This window comes from Proteus sp. fly-1089 (genome assembly GCF_040138965.1).
GTDB classification, from domain to species: domain Bacteria; phylum Pseudomonadota; class Gammaproteobacteria; order Enterobacterales; family Enterobacteriaceae; genus Proteus; species Proteus vulgaris_B.
On record NZ_JBEETS010000002.1, the window covers coordinates 417,244 to 431,559 of the forward strand.

Here is a 14,316-nt window from a genome sequence, read left to right on the forward strand (position 1 = left end):
ACTACCTCTAGTGTGGTATAGATATTCCTACCACAAAGGGATAAACAAAGAAAATAAAGCTACTATTTTGGGGTTATTTGGGTATTTGTACTTTTATAAGGAATAAGGTATTTTAGGCTCCTTTAATTTGTGTAACAAAACTGGTAAAAAAAATAATCCCCACTATATTTAACATATATTTTTCTTTTACATTACATAAATCAAATTATATAGTTAACTATTGAAATCAGGGTTAAGCTGTTATCTTGATTTTGATATGTGTCAACAAAAGTTAGCTTTTTAGATGGTATTTAATACAACTGGTGTTATATTGCTGTTAATAGACTATGGGCGTTTTGCATTCTGATTTTAGCGTTCATTGTCGATTAAAATCGTAATTTTTTTGTAATAACGTGATGGTTATTTATCGAATTTCAATCTGGGTCTAGTTTTTGCGTGCTAATAACAAAAATGAATAACCACACAAGTGCACACACAGAAGTTAAACACAGATTTCCTTTTTCTATTTTTGGTAATTTTAGGTAGCAAATATGCAAACCCCGCACATTCTGATTGTTGAAGACGAAGTAGTTACTCGTAATACCCTGAAAAGCATATTCGAAGCTGAAGGGTATATCGTACACGAAGCCACTGATGGCAACGAAATGCACAATGTTCTATCTGATCATGATATTAATCTGGTTATTATGGACATTAACCTTCCTGGTAAAAATGGGCTGTTACTGGCTCGTGAATTACGTGAACAGGCAAGTGTTGCATTAATGTTCCTAACAGGTCGTGATAATGAAGTAGATAAAATCTTAGGCCTTGAAATTGGCGCTGATGATTATATTACTAAACCATTTAACCCTCGTGAATTAACGATTCGTGCTCGTAACTTATTGTCACGTACCATGAATTTAGTTAATGGCACAGAAGAACGCCGTTTAGTCGAGAGCTATAAATTCAATGGTTGGGAGCTCGATATTAACAGTCGCTCACTGATCAGCCCTGCTGGTGAACAATACAAATTACCACGCAGTGAATTTCGTGCGATGCTACATTTCTGCGAGAATCCAGGAAAAATTCAAACTCGTGCAGAATTACTGAAGAAAATGACAGGCCGTGAATTGAAACCTCATGATCGTACTGTTGACGTTACTATTCGTCGTATTCGTAAGCATTTCGAATCTACACCAGATACACCTGAAATCATTGCTACAATCCATGGCGAAGGTTATCGTTTCTGTGGTGATTTAGACGAGTGATTTGATTTCATCTCAAACACTTACTAAGAAAAAACCCCTGAATGAAATTCGGGGGTTTTCTTTATGTAGTATCGTATTAATAAAATAACAAAAGGTGAAAATTGATCTCAACAACTATTTTGAAAAAAAATATAGCTATTTTTTAAAAAAAATTTTAAACCTCATTCATATTAATTTTATTAATCATTAAGTTATCTAATTAATAAAAATCACTCTTTCCACGGCATAATAGGCACGGCACTGATCGCATTTTTTGGCGAGCCATCAATGACCTTATCGGAATAAGTTAAGTAAATCAGTGCATGACGTTCTTTATCGTAAAAACGGACAACTTGAAGTTTTTTAAAGACTAAAGATGTTCTTTTTTGGAAAACTACATCACCTCGATTTTTTCCTTTAATCACCTTTTCACTTAACTCAATAGGCCCCACTTGCTGGCAAGAAATTGCCGCATCCGCCGTATCTTCAGCAAGACCTAGACTTCCTGAGATCCCACCTGTTTTTGCACGACTTAAATAACAGGTCACATTTTTAACTTCAGGATCATCAAATGCCTCAATCACAATTTTATGATTAGCACCAAAAAACTTAAATACAGTATCGACATAACCAATTTCTTCCGCTTTTGCCATGAAAGAAAAAGGGAGTAAGATAGACACCGCTAGCATCTTTTTGAAATTTAACATATTTACTTTGTTCCATTGAAAAGATGAAAGAATAATTAGGTCTAGAATAAAACAATCTTTTGCTAACTGATAGAAGAATTTGTGTACATCAGTCGTTGAAAAAGACTATATTTTACGACTGCCTAACAATATAACTTGTTATAGATGTTCAAGCTATTTAACATCTACCGCAATAAATAAACGAATATGACTAAGGGAGATGTATGGATCAAACCAACATCATACGTGATTTGCTCGCTTGGCTTGATAGTAACCTTGATAAGCCATTATCCCTCGATAATGTCGCAACCAAAGCAGGTTACTCCAAGTGGCATCTACAACGCATGTTTAAAGAAGTTACAGGACAAGCGATTGGTTCTTATATTCGTTCAAGGCGTCTATCGCGCGCGGCTGTTGCATTACGTTTAACGAGCCGCCCCATTTTAGACATTGCTTTGCAATATCGTTTTGATTCTCAACAGACGTTTACCCGTGCTTTTAAAAAACAATTTGATAGGACTCCGGCACTTTATCGTCGTACTGATGAATGGTGCGCGGTGGGAATTTGCCCACCTATTACCCTAGATCCTCAAAATTTACCAAAATGGGAATTTGTACAATTACCTGAGAAAAAACTTATTGGTATTGAGCAAACATGTAGCCATACACTTGAGCAATGGGCTGAAGCTTGTTCCGATATGCGCCAAACATTCTGGCGTTACTATATGAGCAAAATAAATGCGGTTCCTCACCAAGTTTATGGTCTTCATCATGCACAACATAGTGATGAACATGAAGATGAGCAACGTGTGCTTTATACCACTGCCGTTGAGCCTGACTATGCAACATTTATTGAGGATGATGCAGCCCATGAAGTCTCATTAGCCGGTGGTGATTACATTCGCTTTGATTTCGAAGGCGAGGCAAAACGAGGGGCAATGCAGGAGTTTTTATTCCTAATTTATGGTGTTTGTTTACCTAAAATGGGATTAACTCGCCGTAAAGGTTATGACGTCGAAAAATACTACCTTAAAAATGTGCGTTACAGCAATGAGATGGTGACAGAGCCACAAGATCATATACAACGCTTTGAATATTACATCCCCATTAAACGTGAAGATGTAACCGCATAAGAAAAAGCTCTCTTGATAGTCACGTCAAAGAGAGCTTTTATTTTTTAGCGTTGAACTTCATCTAGTGCTATATCAGTAAGATGACTCACATCTCCAGCCGTTTCAATCACCCAACCATTGGCAAGCCAAGGGCTATTTTGATAATCGACACGAGAAATTGAACAATTACGCAGTCTTAAACGGCGTTCTGCATATGCAGGTAATCCCAAGACGGTACTCAGCAAACATCCTAATGCAATACCATGGCTCACTAAGAGTGGGCGACTATTTTCGGGTAAATCAAGGCATTGATTTAACGCAGCCTGCATTCGACTCGCTAATTCTGCCATTGATTCTCCTTGGGGAATTCGCCCATCAGGTGTACCATCAATCAAACTCTTGCGCCAAGCCTCTTCTTGTGTCTTTAATGTTGCGATCTCTCGCTGTTCAAGAACGCCCATATTGAGTTCACGTAAACGTGAGTCAGTTATCACTTCACAACCACAAGCTTGTGCAATGATTTCTGCCGTTTGACGAGTGCGGCCAAGATCGCTTGAGATAATGTGGGTAATACCCGCTGATTTTACTTTTTCAGCAACTTGCTGTGCTTGACGCACACCATTTGCTGTTAGTGGGCTATCAGATTGCCCTTGAATACGTCTCGCCACGTTCCATTCAGTTTCACCGTGGCGAACAAGATAGACCTGTAACATACATTTTTTCCGTTATACTGCTCTAATTTTTCAAAGGATGATTAATTCATTATGTATCATGTCATTGCAGCCACTACGAATCCAGCAAAAATCAACGCGATAAAACTCGCTTTTGAGCAAGTGTTCGGTAAAGATACCTTTGATATTGAAGATATTAATGTCGATAGCCGTGTTCCACAACAACCTATCGGAAATACAGAAACGAGAACTGGCGCACGTCAGCGTGTAATGGCGGCTCGTCAAGTTCGCCCCGAAGCAGATTTTTGGGTAGGTGTTGAAGCCGGTATTGAAGATGATATGACTTTCGCTTGGATTGTTGTCGAACATGGAAAAATTCGTGGAGAATCACGTTCTGCAAGTCTTATGCTACCAGAGCAGATCTTAAAAGGGGTCCGTGAAGGCAGAGAGCTTGGTGATGAAATGGCTTTTTTAACCAAAATTGACAATATTAAACAACGTGGTGGTGCAATTGGTTATTTTACCGATGGCCTACTCAGTCGTACTTCTGTTTACCAGCAAGCATTAGTTCTGGCATTAGTGCCAGTGACTCATGATATCTATAAAGAACTCAATCAAAAAGAAGATTAATAATTAATCTGGTATGTGTTTTTTAGGTAAAAAGAAAGCAAAAAGCCATTTAATCAAATAATTAAATGGCTTTTTATCTTTCTAGCCCACATTATTATAATACAACTATTTTTTTGTCATTAGCTCTTTTTCTAGCCATAACTTCACTTCATGTGGTGCTGTTTTTAAGCTATTAGAGCCTCTAGTAATAGTCGCAATACCAACACCTAGCTCTTCTTTTAGCTCACGCTGACTTAAATCTCCCCGCATTAGCTCTTGCACAATGCGTACTCGTGTCGCCAAAGCACTTCGTTCATCAGGTGTCATTAAAAGCTGTAAAATAGGAAAATGCACATCTTGCTCAAATGCATGTTGTAATAACTCAACGAATCTTAGCCAGTGTTCATTCTCTTCAGGTGATAATGCAGGATCTTGCATCGTAAAAGCCTCTTTTTGCCACACTCATTAACTAGTACAAACTATATCATACTTTGCTAATGTACAAAGAGGCTCCCACGATAAATCGCCTTTTTATCCCTTAATAACGACTATTCCATTCATTCTCAGTTAACACCGGTTGTTGTTCACCCGCAAAATAGCTATAAAAAACAGCAAAAGAGAGTACATTTTTGACATAACCACGCGTTTCTGCAAAAGGAATACTTTCTACAAACGCAATAGCATCTAATTGACCATTTGCATCAGATAACCAACGATCAACACGCGCAGGCCCTGCATTATATGCAGCACTTGCCAAAATACGGTTTTGGTTAAATCGTTGATAAACAGAATCAAGATAAGCAGTACCAATCTCAATGTTTTTTACCGGATTAGTTAATTGCGCACTACTGACATAACCCGTAATACCTGCTTGTTTTACCGTAAATTCAGCCGTTTTTGGCATTACCTGCATTAAACCGGTTGCACCAGCTGAAGAGCGTGCTTGTGGGTTCCACGCGCTTTCTTGGCGAGCGATGGCCATTGCATAATTACGATCTATCGATTTATCTTGCGTGTATTGTTCAAACTCGTTTTTCCAGGCAAGAGGAAAACGTTCTTCTAAGTGATCCCACATTTTTCCTGTAATAGTGGCTTGCACTGCTAAATCAGCCCATTTTTGTTCAAATGCATAGCGTGCTAATTCAGACTGCATTTGTGCGGGTTGCGAAGCAACATAGTTTGCCCACTCTGAGCGCGCTAAGTTGTCCATTTGCCAATACATTAATTCGCGAACACGTTGTACTTCTGGCTGATTAGGGATGCTTGATGAAACACTCGGTGCTTTATCTATCACCATCACATAAGGCTTACCTAATTTGGTTGCGGCAACCATTGGATAAAAACCACGATTTTGCGTCAGCGCTTCTAAAATAGCTTGTGCTTCGCTATTTTTACCTTGAGATTGCAATACCATTGCACGCCAATAACGCCACTCTTCCTTATTTTTACTTTCAGGAGAGAGTCTTTCTAACCACAACGCCAATTCCGCTGGTTGGTTTTGGCTTAATGCTAAGCGTACACGACGTTCACGCAGTGTATCTGATGCGGTATCTTGAATAACGTTATCACGCCATTTTACCTGCTCTGGTGTGGCATAAGGCATATATTGCCACGCTACAGTATCACGCATTAATTGGCGTTCACTCGCCGTCATTTTTTGGGCATGTGCGATATTATCCAGTTGCGCTCTAGCCGCATCTGCATCTTTTCTTGCCCAACGTGAAAATGCCGATTGTATGATAGAACGAGTAAAATCGGTTGGTGAAAGCGCAGTTGCATAGCGCCCAACTAAGTTTGGATAGTCTTGTAATTCAACTAAAGCATCACTAATCGTTTGATAGTTTTCTGGAAGGCGTCTTGCTAAGTAAGCCGCAAGTCCTGTATTTCCATTTTTAATTGCTAAGTTAATTCGTTCTAATACTAACTCTGGTGTTAATTGATTAGCTTTTTGCCATTCATCAAAAAGGGGATCACAACTTGATGGCATTGATGTGCCGTTTAGCCATGCTTCTTTAGCTCCCATCCATGCCGTTTGAATATCACCGGTTGCCCACTTGGCATAATAATAGTTACATCTAGCTGCTTTGGGGTTAGGTGGATTAGGGCTAAAAGTCAGTAAATTTTGCCATTCTTGACGCTTAGCCAATTCATTTACAAATAACGAAGGAAGTGCTTTTGCTGGCGGTAATGTCGGATATTTCGCAACAAACTCACTCACTGCGGCAGGCGCAATAACATCAAGATTATCGGTGATTTGGCGATATTCCAGATAGGGATAAAGTGGATAGTTTTCTAATGTTGGGAGTAATTTTTCAACTTCATCTATTTTTTTAAGATCCCATGCCGCTTTAATCTCTTGATAGCGAACACGTTGTTCACTTAATGAATCCGCTTGTGCCCATGCTGAAAAACACAAAGCCCCTATTGCGACTGCTAATGACCACTTTTGCTTAACCACGTAATGCCTCCCACCTCAAATAGAACCACCAAATACTGAATACATTAGCTAATATGATAATCATTAACAATGTAAGTTCCCCTCTTTAAGAGAAATTTTCATTACTTTCAGAGGAAGCACGAAAGGTAGATAAAAACCTCGCTTTTGACTAAGGTTTTCTTTTATAAATCGGGTATACTGGCGACTTTCATCATTTTCGGGTCTTTGGCAAATTACTGACATTGACTTTGCTATTGTTCATTTAGGTGCTCTAAAAACGCAGCTTAATTACAAAAAATTTGTTTTTATTGCGAAAAACGGCACCTCAGAGAAAATCTCTTTTATAATCAAAGGGTAATTATAGTGGCTCAATACGTTTATAGTATGTTGCGTGTCGGGAAAATTGTCCCACCCAAACGACATATCCTTAAAAACATTTCACTCAGCTTCTTTCCGGGCGCGAAAATTGGTGTGCTTGGTCTAAATGGTGCCGGTAAATCAACATTACTTCGCATTATGGCGGGTATCGATACCGATATTGAAGGTGAAGCACGTCCACAACCAGGTCTTAAAATTGGTTATTTACCACAAGAACCAAAATTAAATCCTGAACATACCGTACGTGAAGCCGTTGAAGAAGCCGTTAGCGAACTAAAAAACGCATTAAACCGCCTTGATGAAGTTTACGCAGCTTATGCCGATCCTGATGCTGATTTTGATAAATTAGCTAAAGAACAAGGCCAATTAGAAGCGATTATTCAATCTCATGATGGTCATAACCTTGAAAATCAATTAGAGCGCGCAGCAGAAGCACTGCGCTTACCTGAGTGGGACGCTAAAATTGAGAAACTTTCAGGGGGTGAACGCCGCCGTGTTGCTATCTGTCGTCTTCTGTTAGAAAAACCAGATATGCTGTTATTAGATGAACCAACTAACCACTTAGACGCAGAATCTGTGGCTTGGTTAGAACGTTTCTTACACGATTATGAAGGAACTGTTGTTGCAATCACGCATGACCGTTACTTCCTTGATAACGTAGCAGGTTGGATTTTAGAACTTGACCGTGGTGAAGGTATTCCATGGGAAGGTAACTACTCTTCATGGTTAGAGCAAAAAGACGCACGTCTTGAGCAAGAAGCAGCAACTGAAGCAGCTCGCCATAAATCTATTCAGAAAGAACTTGAATGGATCCGTCAAAATCCTAAAGGCCGTCAAGCAAAAGGTAAGGCTCGTCTGGCCCGCTTTGAAGAACTTAATAGCGTTGATTATCAAAAACGTAATGAAACCAGTGAACTCTTTATTCCACCTGGACCGCGTTTAGGGGATAAAGTGTTAGAAATTAATAATCTAACAAAATCTTATGGTGATCGCGTTCTGATTGATGATTTAAGCTTCTCTATTCCTAAAGGGGCTATTGTGGGTATTATCGGCCCTAACGGTGCGGGTAAATCAACGCTATTTCGTATGATCTCCGGTCAAGAACAACCAGACTCAGGTACTTTAGTGCTGGGTGATACTGTTAAGTTAGCATCTGTTGATCAGTTCCGCGACAGCATGGATGACAGTAAAACGGTTTGGGAAGAAGTCTCAGGTGGCCAAGACATTATGCGTATTGGTAACTTTGAAATTCCAAGCCGTGCCTATGTTGGTCGCTTTAACTTTAAAGGCGTTGACCAAGGTAAACGTGTTGGCGAACTTTCTGGTGGTGAGCGTGGTCGTTTACACCTCGCTAAATTGCTACAAGTTGGCGGCAATATGTTACTGCTCGATGAACCCACCAACGACCTCGACGTTGAAACTTTACGTGCATTAGAAAATGCCCTGTTAGAGTTCCCAGGTTGTGCCATGGTTATTTCCCATGACCGTTGGTTCCTTGACCGTATTGCCACACATATCATCGATTACCAAGATGAAGGTAAAGTGGAATTCTTCGAAGGTAACTTTACTGAATATGAAGAATACAAAAAACGGACATTAGGCAAAGATGCTCTTGAGCCTCGTCGCATGAAGTACAAACGAATGAGCAAATAATCGAATTTATTTACTCTATTTTATAGCAAAAAAAGCAGAGATTATTCTCTGCTTTTTTATAGTTATATAACTATATGAGTTTGAAATTTAATAAATAATTGTAGAACCGTATTAATTAACTCTCTTGCCTGTAATCAAAACTTAAAGGTGCCGTAAATGAAATATTCCCATTAACTAAACGATTACTCTCCGGTGCAGGAAATGGTGAAGCTCGCTTAATGGTATTTAACGCCTCTCTATCAAGAATTCGATTACCTGATGATGTTTCCACTTTCGCATCTAATAACTCACCTTTTGCATTTAACACAATAGAAACTTGTGTCACGCCTGTCGCTTTAAAACGTATTGCGGTTCTTGGGTAACGTTTATACATCTCAATATGGCTATGTATTAAACTTTCCCATCCCATTTGTCCACTTGCCGAAGAAGAAGAGAAACTATTAAATTGAGCACTACTGCTTGTATTAGAACCAGAAATAGGTGCGCTTGTTACATCTGATGGGGCTTCTGAGACAGGAAGATCATCAGGCACTTTCACCGCAACGGGTTTTGGCTTCACCACAGGTTTTACTTTCGGTTTTTCTGGGATACGTTCATAAGTACCTTGTGCTACTACTGGCATTTTAGGTAAATCCAATACTTCTTTCACAGGCTCTGGTTCTGTTTCTGCGGGTTCAGGAACAGACATCACTTTTTCAGGCCCAACAGGGACATCTTTTGTTTCTGCCTTAGCTAATTGATAGATACCAAGATCCATTGTCATTGCGGGTGGTAAAACACCATGGCGTTCATCTTTAGAGGTTATCCAACCAATAGCGACAACGACTAGCGTTGTATGAAATAAAATACTGGCAGTTAATCCACCAATAGAAAATGACCCACGGCGTGAAAAAGTCGCCGACATACTACTCATAATTCTTGCCTCTGATTTTCTTTCTGATGAATTATAGGCATAATACAAACACAAATGATATTGCTTATTATTAATAATACAATAAAAAATTAGCTTGATAATTATCATAACTTGTTCGCATGAGAAGCAGTAAGAGCTTATTATTTCACTCTTTTTTAGACACCAGAGATTATGGCTAGCGATAAATCATTGGCACAAAAAATTAGTTGTGCCTATCAATCAACCTATGGACAACTTGTGCGTTTTTTCCACAAACGTACGGGTAATTACCATGATGCAGATGATTTGTCTCAAGATGTGTTTACACTATGGTTAAACAGAAAAGAACAAACACCTGTACAAGAACAGCGTGCTTTTTTGTTTAAAATAGCGAACCACGTTTTGATTGACCATTGGAGAAAAAATCAAAAGCAGAAAAATATCTATCAGGATGATTATGCATTAGATGATGCAGCTCAAAATTATACAACTGAGCTTGATCCGGGATACGTCCTTGAGCATCAACAACGTTTAGATCTACTTAGTGAAGCAATTGCAACATTACCTCCTCGTCGTCGAGAAGCCTTCGTTCTTTATCGTTTTGATGGATTATCACAAAGCGAGATAGCGGAACATATGGAAATTTCGATCAGCATGGTGGAAAAACATATTGCGGCTGCTCTATTACATTGCAAAAGATACGTCGATGCAGGACAGGAGAAATGCACGAATGATGAGTAAGCCGGAAAAAAACATACCGGAAACTAAACCTCACACAGATGAGGGCGCAGATCCTCTTTTTTTAGAAACTGATGATGAATTACTCAATGATACTATTGATGAGCAAGCCGCTCTTTGGTTCACCCGACAACACAGCCAAAGAATGACCTCCAAACAACGCCAAGAATTTAAAGAATGGATAGAAAATGATATAAATCGGCAAGCATATCAAGATATTGCAGGTATTTGGCGTCAATGTGATGCATTATCACGACCAACAATAACCACCATTGAAAAGAAAAAACGTTCTCTTTGGCGTCCCGCTATCCACACTACCGCAACTTTTTGCCTACTCACTGTTTTATATCTTCCTTATAGTCATTTACCCGCATTACTAATGGATAATATGACGCTTGCAACCAGTGACTTACCAAAAGAGATGACCTTAGCTGATGGCTCTAAAGTCTATTTAGACAGAAACACGCAAGTCAGAGTCGCTTATGTACAAGAAGAAAGGCGATTATGGTTAGATAAAGGCCAAGCTTATTTCAAAGTAAAACCAAACCATTACCGCCCATTTTATGTGCATGCAGATACACGATTAATTAAAGTTGTCGGTACTGAATTTGAAGTCAGTCGATATGATGACAACCAAATTAACGTTGCTGTACATCAAGGGATCGTCGAAGTTAAAGCAACCCCTAAATCCTCTCCAGCCTATTTGTACGCAGGCTCTCAAGCCACCAGCAAATTAGCCAGTGATAGTTTTGTTATCTCTTCGGTTAATATTGATTCCGTAGGAAGTTGGCGTTTTGGTCAACTGCATTTCTTTGAACAACCATTGAATGAAGTGATAACGAAACTGAAACCTTACCTAGATATCAATATTCAATTTTCCTCCCCTGATATTGCCAAAATGAAAGTCTCTGGCGTTGCCAATATTAGCGATGCAAAAGGCTTTATTACCGCAATTCCACTTATATTGCCGGTTAATGTGGTTTTCACCGATAAAAATAATGCGTTAATTATCAATAAGTAAAAATAAATATGAAAAATATTCTTTTTTACAGGTGAGGATAATTCTCATTTCACCCTCTTCCCTAATAACAACAATTATTAAGTTAGTGAATGGGATTGGTGAAATGAGAATGAATAACAAAAAAGGGACCCTCAAGAGGTCTCTGCTAGCATTGCTAATAAGTACCACTATTGCCGCACCTTGCGCTTATGCATCTGCAATTTCAGTGGCTTTACCAGAACAATCTTTAGCTGATTCATTAAGTGCCATTGCAAAACAAGGGCAAGTCCAAATTTTATTTGATGCTAATTCGGTCAAAAACCTACGTGCTCCAGCACTTTCAGGTCAATTTGAAACCCAAACTGCATTACAAAAAGTCTTAATTGGTAGTGGGTTAGAGATTATTCCACAAGGAAGTGGATTTGTTATTCGCCCTCTCGCAACGACTAATGCGATTGTTATTCCTGAAGTTAAAGTCACGGGTGTAGGTAGTGCTTATCATCCTGCTACCGATGTTGTTTCCGCGCCACAATACATCACCGCAGAAGAGATCAAACAGCGTAATACGGGTGATGGTAATATCACTGACTTACTAAAAAGTAACCCCGCGGTTCAATTTTCTAATAATGACAGCACATCAATGAATCAGGGTGAAATTAAACCTTCACGTATTTCTATTCATGGTTCTAGTAGTTATCAAAACTCATATAAACTTGATGGTGTCAGTTTTAACAATGACTTTGACCCAGCAAAATCAGATTTAGGTGAAACCAACACTCGCATTAGTAGTGATGAACAAGGTATGTACCTTGATAGTCGTTTAATTGATAGCGTCGCGGTTTACGATAATAACATTCCTGTTGAATTTGGTGGGTTCACCGGAGGCACTGTTGAAGTACAAAGCCGTCGCTGGTCTGGTGAAACGCATGCCAATGCCTATTACCGCACAACACGATCAAGCTGGAATAATATTTTTACTGATCCAAAACTGAATTTTGATACAGCAAACAATGATTTTAGTAACCCTGCACGCTTCCAGAAAAAATACGACAAACAAAACTTCGGTGGTTGGTTTGAAACTAGCTTAACGGATAATACAGGACTTATTTTCTCTGCATCACGTCGTGAATCAACCATTCCGATGATGATCAGTTCAGAAGGCGGTATTATTCGCCATCCTGATGGTGAATTGGAACAAGTTGAACAAACACCGCATTATAAAGATCAAACTCGGACCTCCGATAACTATTTTATTAAATACTCTTGGGATATTTCAGAAAAGCAAACATTTGATTTATCAACAAATATAGCTAGATACAAAAGTTATTTATTCTCCGGTTCGGTTTATAACTCAGGTTATGACAACGAGCATAATGGCTTAAGTTTTACTGCACTTTATAAACATCAACTTGATCTTGGTTCATTAGAATTAACAGCGGGTTATCAAAATCTGGAAGATAAGCGAACCAATGCTCAAGACTATTTTGTCACCATTAAAGACTATACCGATTGGGAACACCCACAACAAATTAGTAGTGGTGGACAAGGTGACCTTAAAAGTAAACAAGAAACCTATAATGCCAAAAGTATTATGAGATTTAATGCTGTTGAATGGGGTGCGGTAAGCCACCAACCAACAACAGGATTTGAAGTAAGCCGTACTAAAGGCTCTTACATTCGCGATAATACCTACTACAACTATACCTATACTGGCTCCACATGGGATGATCAGTGGATGGGGTCATTACAACAAACAACGCGTTTCTTAGCGGGTACTTATGATGCCTCTTATACCAACTACTCGATTTATCTTGATGATAATATTCAATACAAACGCCTGACATTACGTCCAGGTATTCGTTTAGATAGAGATGATTTTGTTCAAAAAAATAATATCTCACCACGTTTAAGTGGTACTTATGATATTTGGGGCACAGGTAACACCTTAATTATTGGTGGTGTAAACCGTTATTACGGTCGTTCAATGCTGACTTATGCACTTTATGGCGCACAGAATGCAGGCTTACAACACTGCTACTACTCTTGTGATAACGATAATCCAAGTGATTGGGAAAACCGTACTGACTTTGAAGGTGTCGATTCACTAAAAACGCCTTACAACGATGAAATTACCTTAGGTTTACAACAAGAAATCGTATCCACCACGTGGCGTTTACAATACGTTCATCGTGAAGGTCGTGACGAAGTGCGTAGTGATACCAAATATCCAAATGACAAAGATAAAATAAGAATCCGCCATTTTAATAATAATGGACGTAGCACTCACGACACCGTAACACTTTCTGTCAGAAATAGTCAGCCGTGGGAATTAGCTCAAGCTGACCATGTATTTAATGCCTCTATTAGCTGGCAACAAAGTAAGACAAATACCCCGAAAGACACTGGTTATGCCAATTTCGACCCAAGTTCGCAAGGAATGAACTATGACAAAGTATGGTATGACGGAAAAATCATCAATGCCAAAGACTTACCTTCTGGCAATTTTAACTCACCATTAAAAGTCACCGCTGAACTCACCAGTGTTTGGGATGATTTGGATTTGACTTGGTATAACCGTCTTCAATGGAATGGCGCTCGTTCACAAGCGGAGAAAGCCAATAATGGCTCCCCAAGACCAAGTGAATATGGCCCATTATTCGAATACAAAAAACGTAATTACAGCAGTCGTTTTTCTTGGGATACCAAATTGGGTTGGAAACCTGAATTTGCTTATGGCGTAGGTATCTCTGTTGAAGTGAATAACGTCCTTAACACTAAAAATGTAACTGACTACTTCACTTATCAAGATAAAGATTACAAATCGTATGAACCAGGTCGTCAGTTCTGGTTACAAGTCAGCTACGACTATTAATAAATTGACGAAGTTAATGTGAGCAACCAAGTCGATACACAA

General features: G+C 39.0%; 12 protein-coding genes. 7 read left to right on the forward strand and 5 right to left on the reverse strand.

The window, feature by feature from the left end; genetic code table 11:
- The first annotated feature begins 530 nt into the window (after nucleotides 1-530).
- Nucleotides 531-1,247, forward strand: coding sequence for a two-component system response regulator ArcA (arcA, locus tag ABN080_RS08310; protein WP_006535263.1), 717 nt, complete (start codon nucleotides 531-533; stop codon nucleotides 1,245-1,247).
- 209 nt (nucleotides 1,248-1,456) lie between these two features.
- Here the strand turns inward: arcA and creA are convergent, their stop codons facing one another.
- Nucleotides 1,457-1,915, reverse strand: a complete 459-nt coding sequence (gene creA / locus ABN080_RS08315) for a protein CreA (protein WP_176694743.1) — start codon at nucleotides 1,913-1,915, stop codon at nucleotides 1,457-1,459.
- Between the two features lie 221 nt (nucleotides 1,916-2,136).
- On the opposite strand from creA, the gene robA reads away from it, so the two are divergent.
- Nucleotides 2,137-3,045 carry an MDR efflux pump AcrAB transcriptional activator RobA gene (gene robA / locus ABN080_RS08320; protein ID WP_196554764.1) on the forward strand — a complete coding sequence of 303 codons (909 nt, stop codon included), beginning with the start codon at nucleotides 2,137-2,139 and terminating at the stop codon, nucleotides 3,043-3,045.
- Nucleotides 3,046-3,089: 44 nt separating this feature from the next.
- Here robA and gpmB read toward each other — a convergent pair whose 3' ends face one another.
- Nucleotides 3,090-3,737: a 2,3-diphosphoglycerate-dependent phosphoglycerate mutase GpmB gene (gene gpmB / locus ABN080_RS08325; protein ID WP_196554765.1), complete on the reverse strand. Its 648-nt coding sequence runs from the start codon at nucleotides 3,735-3,737 to the stop codon at nucleotides 3,090-3,092.
- A 51-nt stretch (nucleotides 3,738-3,788) separates the two neighbouring features.
- Here gpmB and yjjX point away from each other — a divergent pair, with 51 nt between their 5' ends.
- The gene (yjjX, locus tag ABN080_RS08330) at nucleotides 3,789-4,325 is read left to right on the forward strand and encodes an inosine/xanthosine triphosphatase (protein WP_072071037.1); all 537 of its coding nucleotides are present in this window, start codon (nucleotides 3,789-3,791) and stop codon (nucleotides 4,323-4,325) included.
- 105 nt (nucleotides 4,326-4,430) lie between these two features.
- Here the strand turns inward: yjjX and trpR are convergent, their stop codons facing one another.
- Together trpR and sltY are read right to left on the reverse strand one after the other, a co-directional pair.
- Nucleotides 4,431-4,742: a trp operon repressor gene (gene trpR / locus ABN080_RS08335; protein WP_072063739.1), complete on the reverse strand. Its 312-nt coding sequence runs from the start codon at nucleotides 4,740-4,742 to the stop codon at nucleotides 4,431-4,433.
- Nucleotides 4,743-4,842: 100 nt separating this feature from the next.
- Nucleotides 4,843-6,762 carry a murein transglycosylase gene (gene sltY, locus ABN080_RS08340; RefSeq protein WP_349440816.1) on the reverse strand — a complete coding sequence of 640 codons (1,920 nt, stop codon included), beginning with the start codon at nucleotides 6,760-6,762 and terminating at the stop codon, nucleotides 4,843-4,845.
- A 342-nt stretch (nucleotides 6,763-7,104) separates the two neighbouring features.
- On the opposite strand from sltY, the gene ettA reads away from it, so the two are divergent.
- Nucleotides 7,105-8,772 (forward strand): energy-dependent translational throttle protein EttA, encoded by a 1,668-nt coding sequence (ettA, locus tag ABN080_RS08345; protein ID WP_072071039.1) that lies wholly within the window; start codon nucleotides 7,105-7,107, stop codon nucleotides 8,770-8,772.
- Nucleotides 8,773-8,887: 115 nt separating this feature from the next.
- Here ettA and ABN080_RS08350 read toward each other — a convergent pair whose 3' ends face one another.
- Nucleotides 8,888-9,685 carry an energy transducer TonB gene (locus ABN080_RS08350; RefSeq protein WP_349440817.1) on the reverse strand — a complete coding sequence of 266 codons (798 nt, stop codon included), beginning with the start codon at nucleotides 9,683-9,685 and terminating at the stop codon, nucleotides 8,888-8,890.
- Between the two features lie 171 nt (nucleotides 9,686-9,856).
- Here ABN080_RS08350 and ABN080_RS08355 point away from each other — a divergent pair, with 171 nt between their 5' ends.
- The 3 genes from ABN080_RS08355 to ABN080_RS08365 all read left to right on the forward strand — a co-directional run bounded on the left by ABN080_RS08355 (nucleotide 9,857) and on the right by ABN080_RS08365 (nucleotide 14,274).
- Nucleotides 9,857-10,405 (forward strand): RNA polymerase sigma factor, encoded by a 549-nt coding sequence (locus tag ABN080_RS08355; RefSeq protein WP_349440818.1) that lies wholly within the window; start codon nucleotides 9,857-9,859, stop codon nucleotides 10,403-10,405.
- Nucleotides 10,395-11,423, forward strand: a complete 1,029-nt coding sequence (locus tag ABN080_RS08360) for a FecR family protein (protein WP_349440819.1) — start codon at nucleotides 10,395-10,397, stop codon at nucleotides 11,421-11,423. Before ABN080_RS08355 ends, ABN080_RS08360 begins: the two co-directional genes overlap by 11 nt.
- A 103-nt stretch (nucleotides 11,424-11,526) precedes the next feature.
- A complete protein-coding gene (locus ABN080_RS08365; protein WP_349440820.1) occupies nucleotides 11,527-14,274 on the forward strand; it encodes a secretin and TonB N-terminal domain-containing protein in 2,748 nt (915 codons plus the stop codon).
- Nucleotides 14,275-14,316 lie beyond the last annotated feature (42 nt).

What these genes read in the sequence shown, in the direction of transcription:
- creA (WP_176694743.1), bottom strand. Translation starts at nt 1,915, where the DNA reads ATGCTAGCGGTGTCTATCTTACTCCCTTTTTCTTTCATGGCAAAAGCG.
- ABN080_RS08365 (WP_349440820.1), top strand. Translation starts at nt 11,527, where the DNA reads ATGAGAATGAATAACAAAAAAGGGACCCTCAAGAGGTCTCTGCTAGCA.
- ABN080_RS08360 (WP_349440819.1), top strand. Translation starts at nt 10,395, where the DNA reads ATGATGAGTAAGCCGGAAAAAAACATACCGGAAACTAAACCTCACACA.
- ABN080_RS08350 (WP_349440817.1), bottom strand. Translation starts at nt 9,685, where the DNA reads ATGAGTAGTATGTCGGCGACTTTTTCACGCCGTGGGTCATTTTCTATT.
- arcA (WP_006535263.1), top strand. Translation starts at nt 531, where the DNA reads ATGCAAACCCCGCACATTCTGATTGTTGAAGACGAAGTAGTTACTCGT.
- robA (WP_196554764.1), top strand. Translation starts at nt 2,137, where the DNA reads ATGGATCAAACCAACATCATACGTGATTTGCTCGCTTGGCTTGATAGT.
- ABN080_RS08355 (WP_349440818.1), top strand. Translation starts at nt 9,857, where the DNA reads ATGGCTAGCGATAAATCATTGGCACAAAAAATTAGTTGTGCCTATCAA.
- gpmB (WP_196554765.1), bottom strand. Translation starts at nt 3,737, where the DNA reads ATGTTACAGGTCTATCTTGTTCGCCACGGTGAAACTGAATGGAACGTG.
- trpR (WP_072063739.1), bottom strand. Translation starts at nt 4,742, where the DNA reads ATGCAAGATCCTGCATTATCACCTGAAGAGAATGAACACTGGCTAAGA.
- yjjX (WP_072071037.1), top strand. Translation starts at nt 3,789, where the DNA reads ATGTATCATGTCATTGCAGCCACTACGAATCCAGCAAAAATCAACGCG.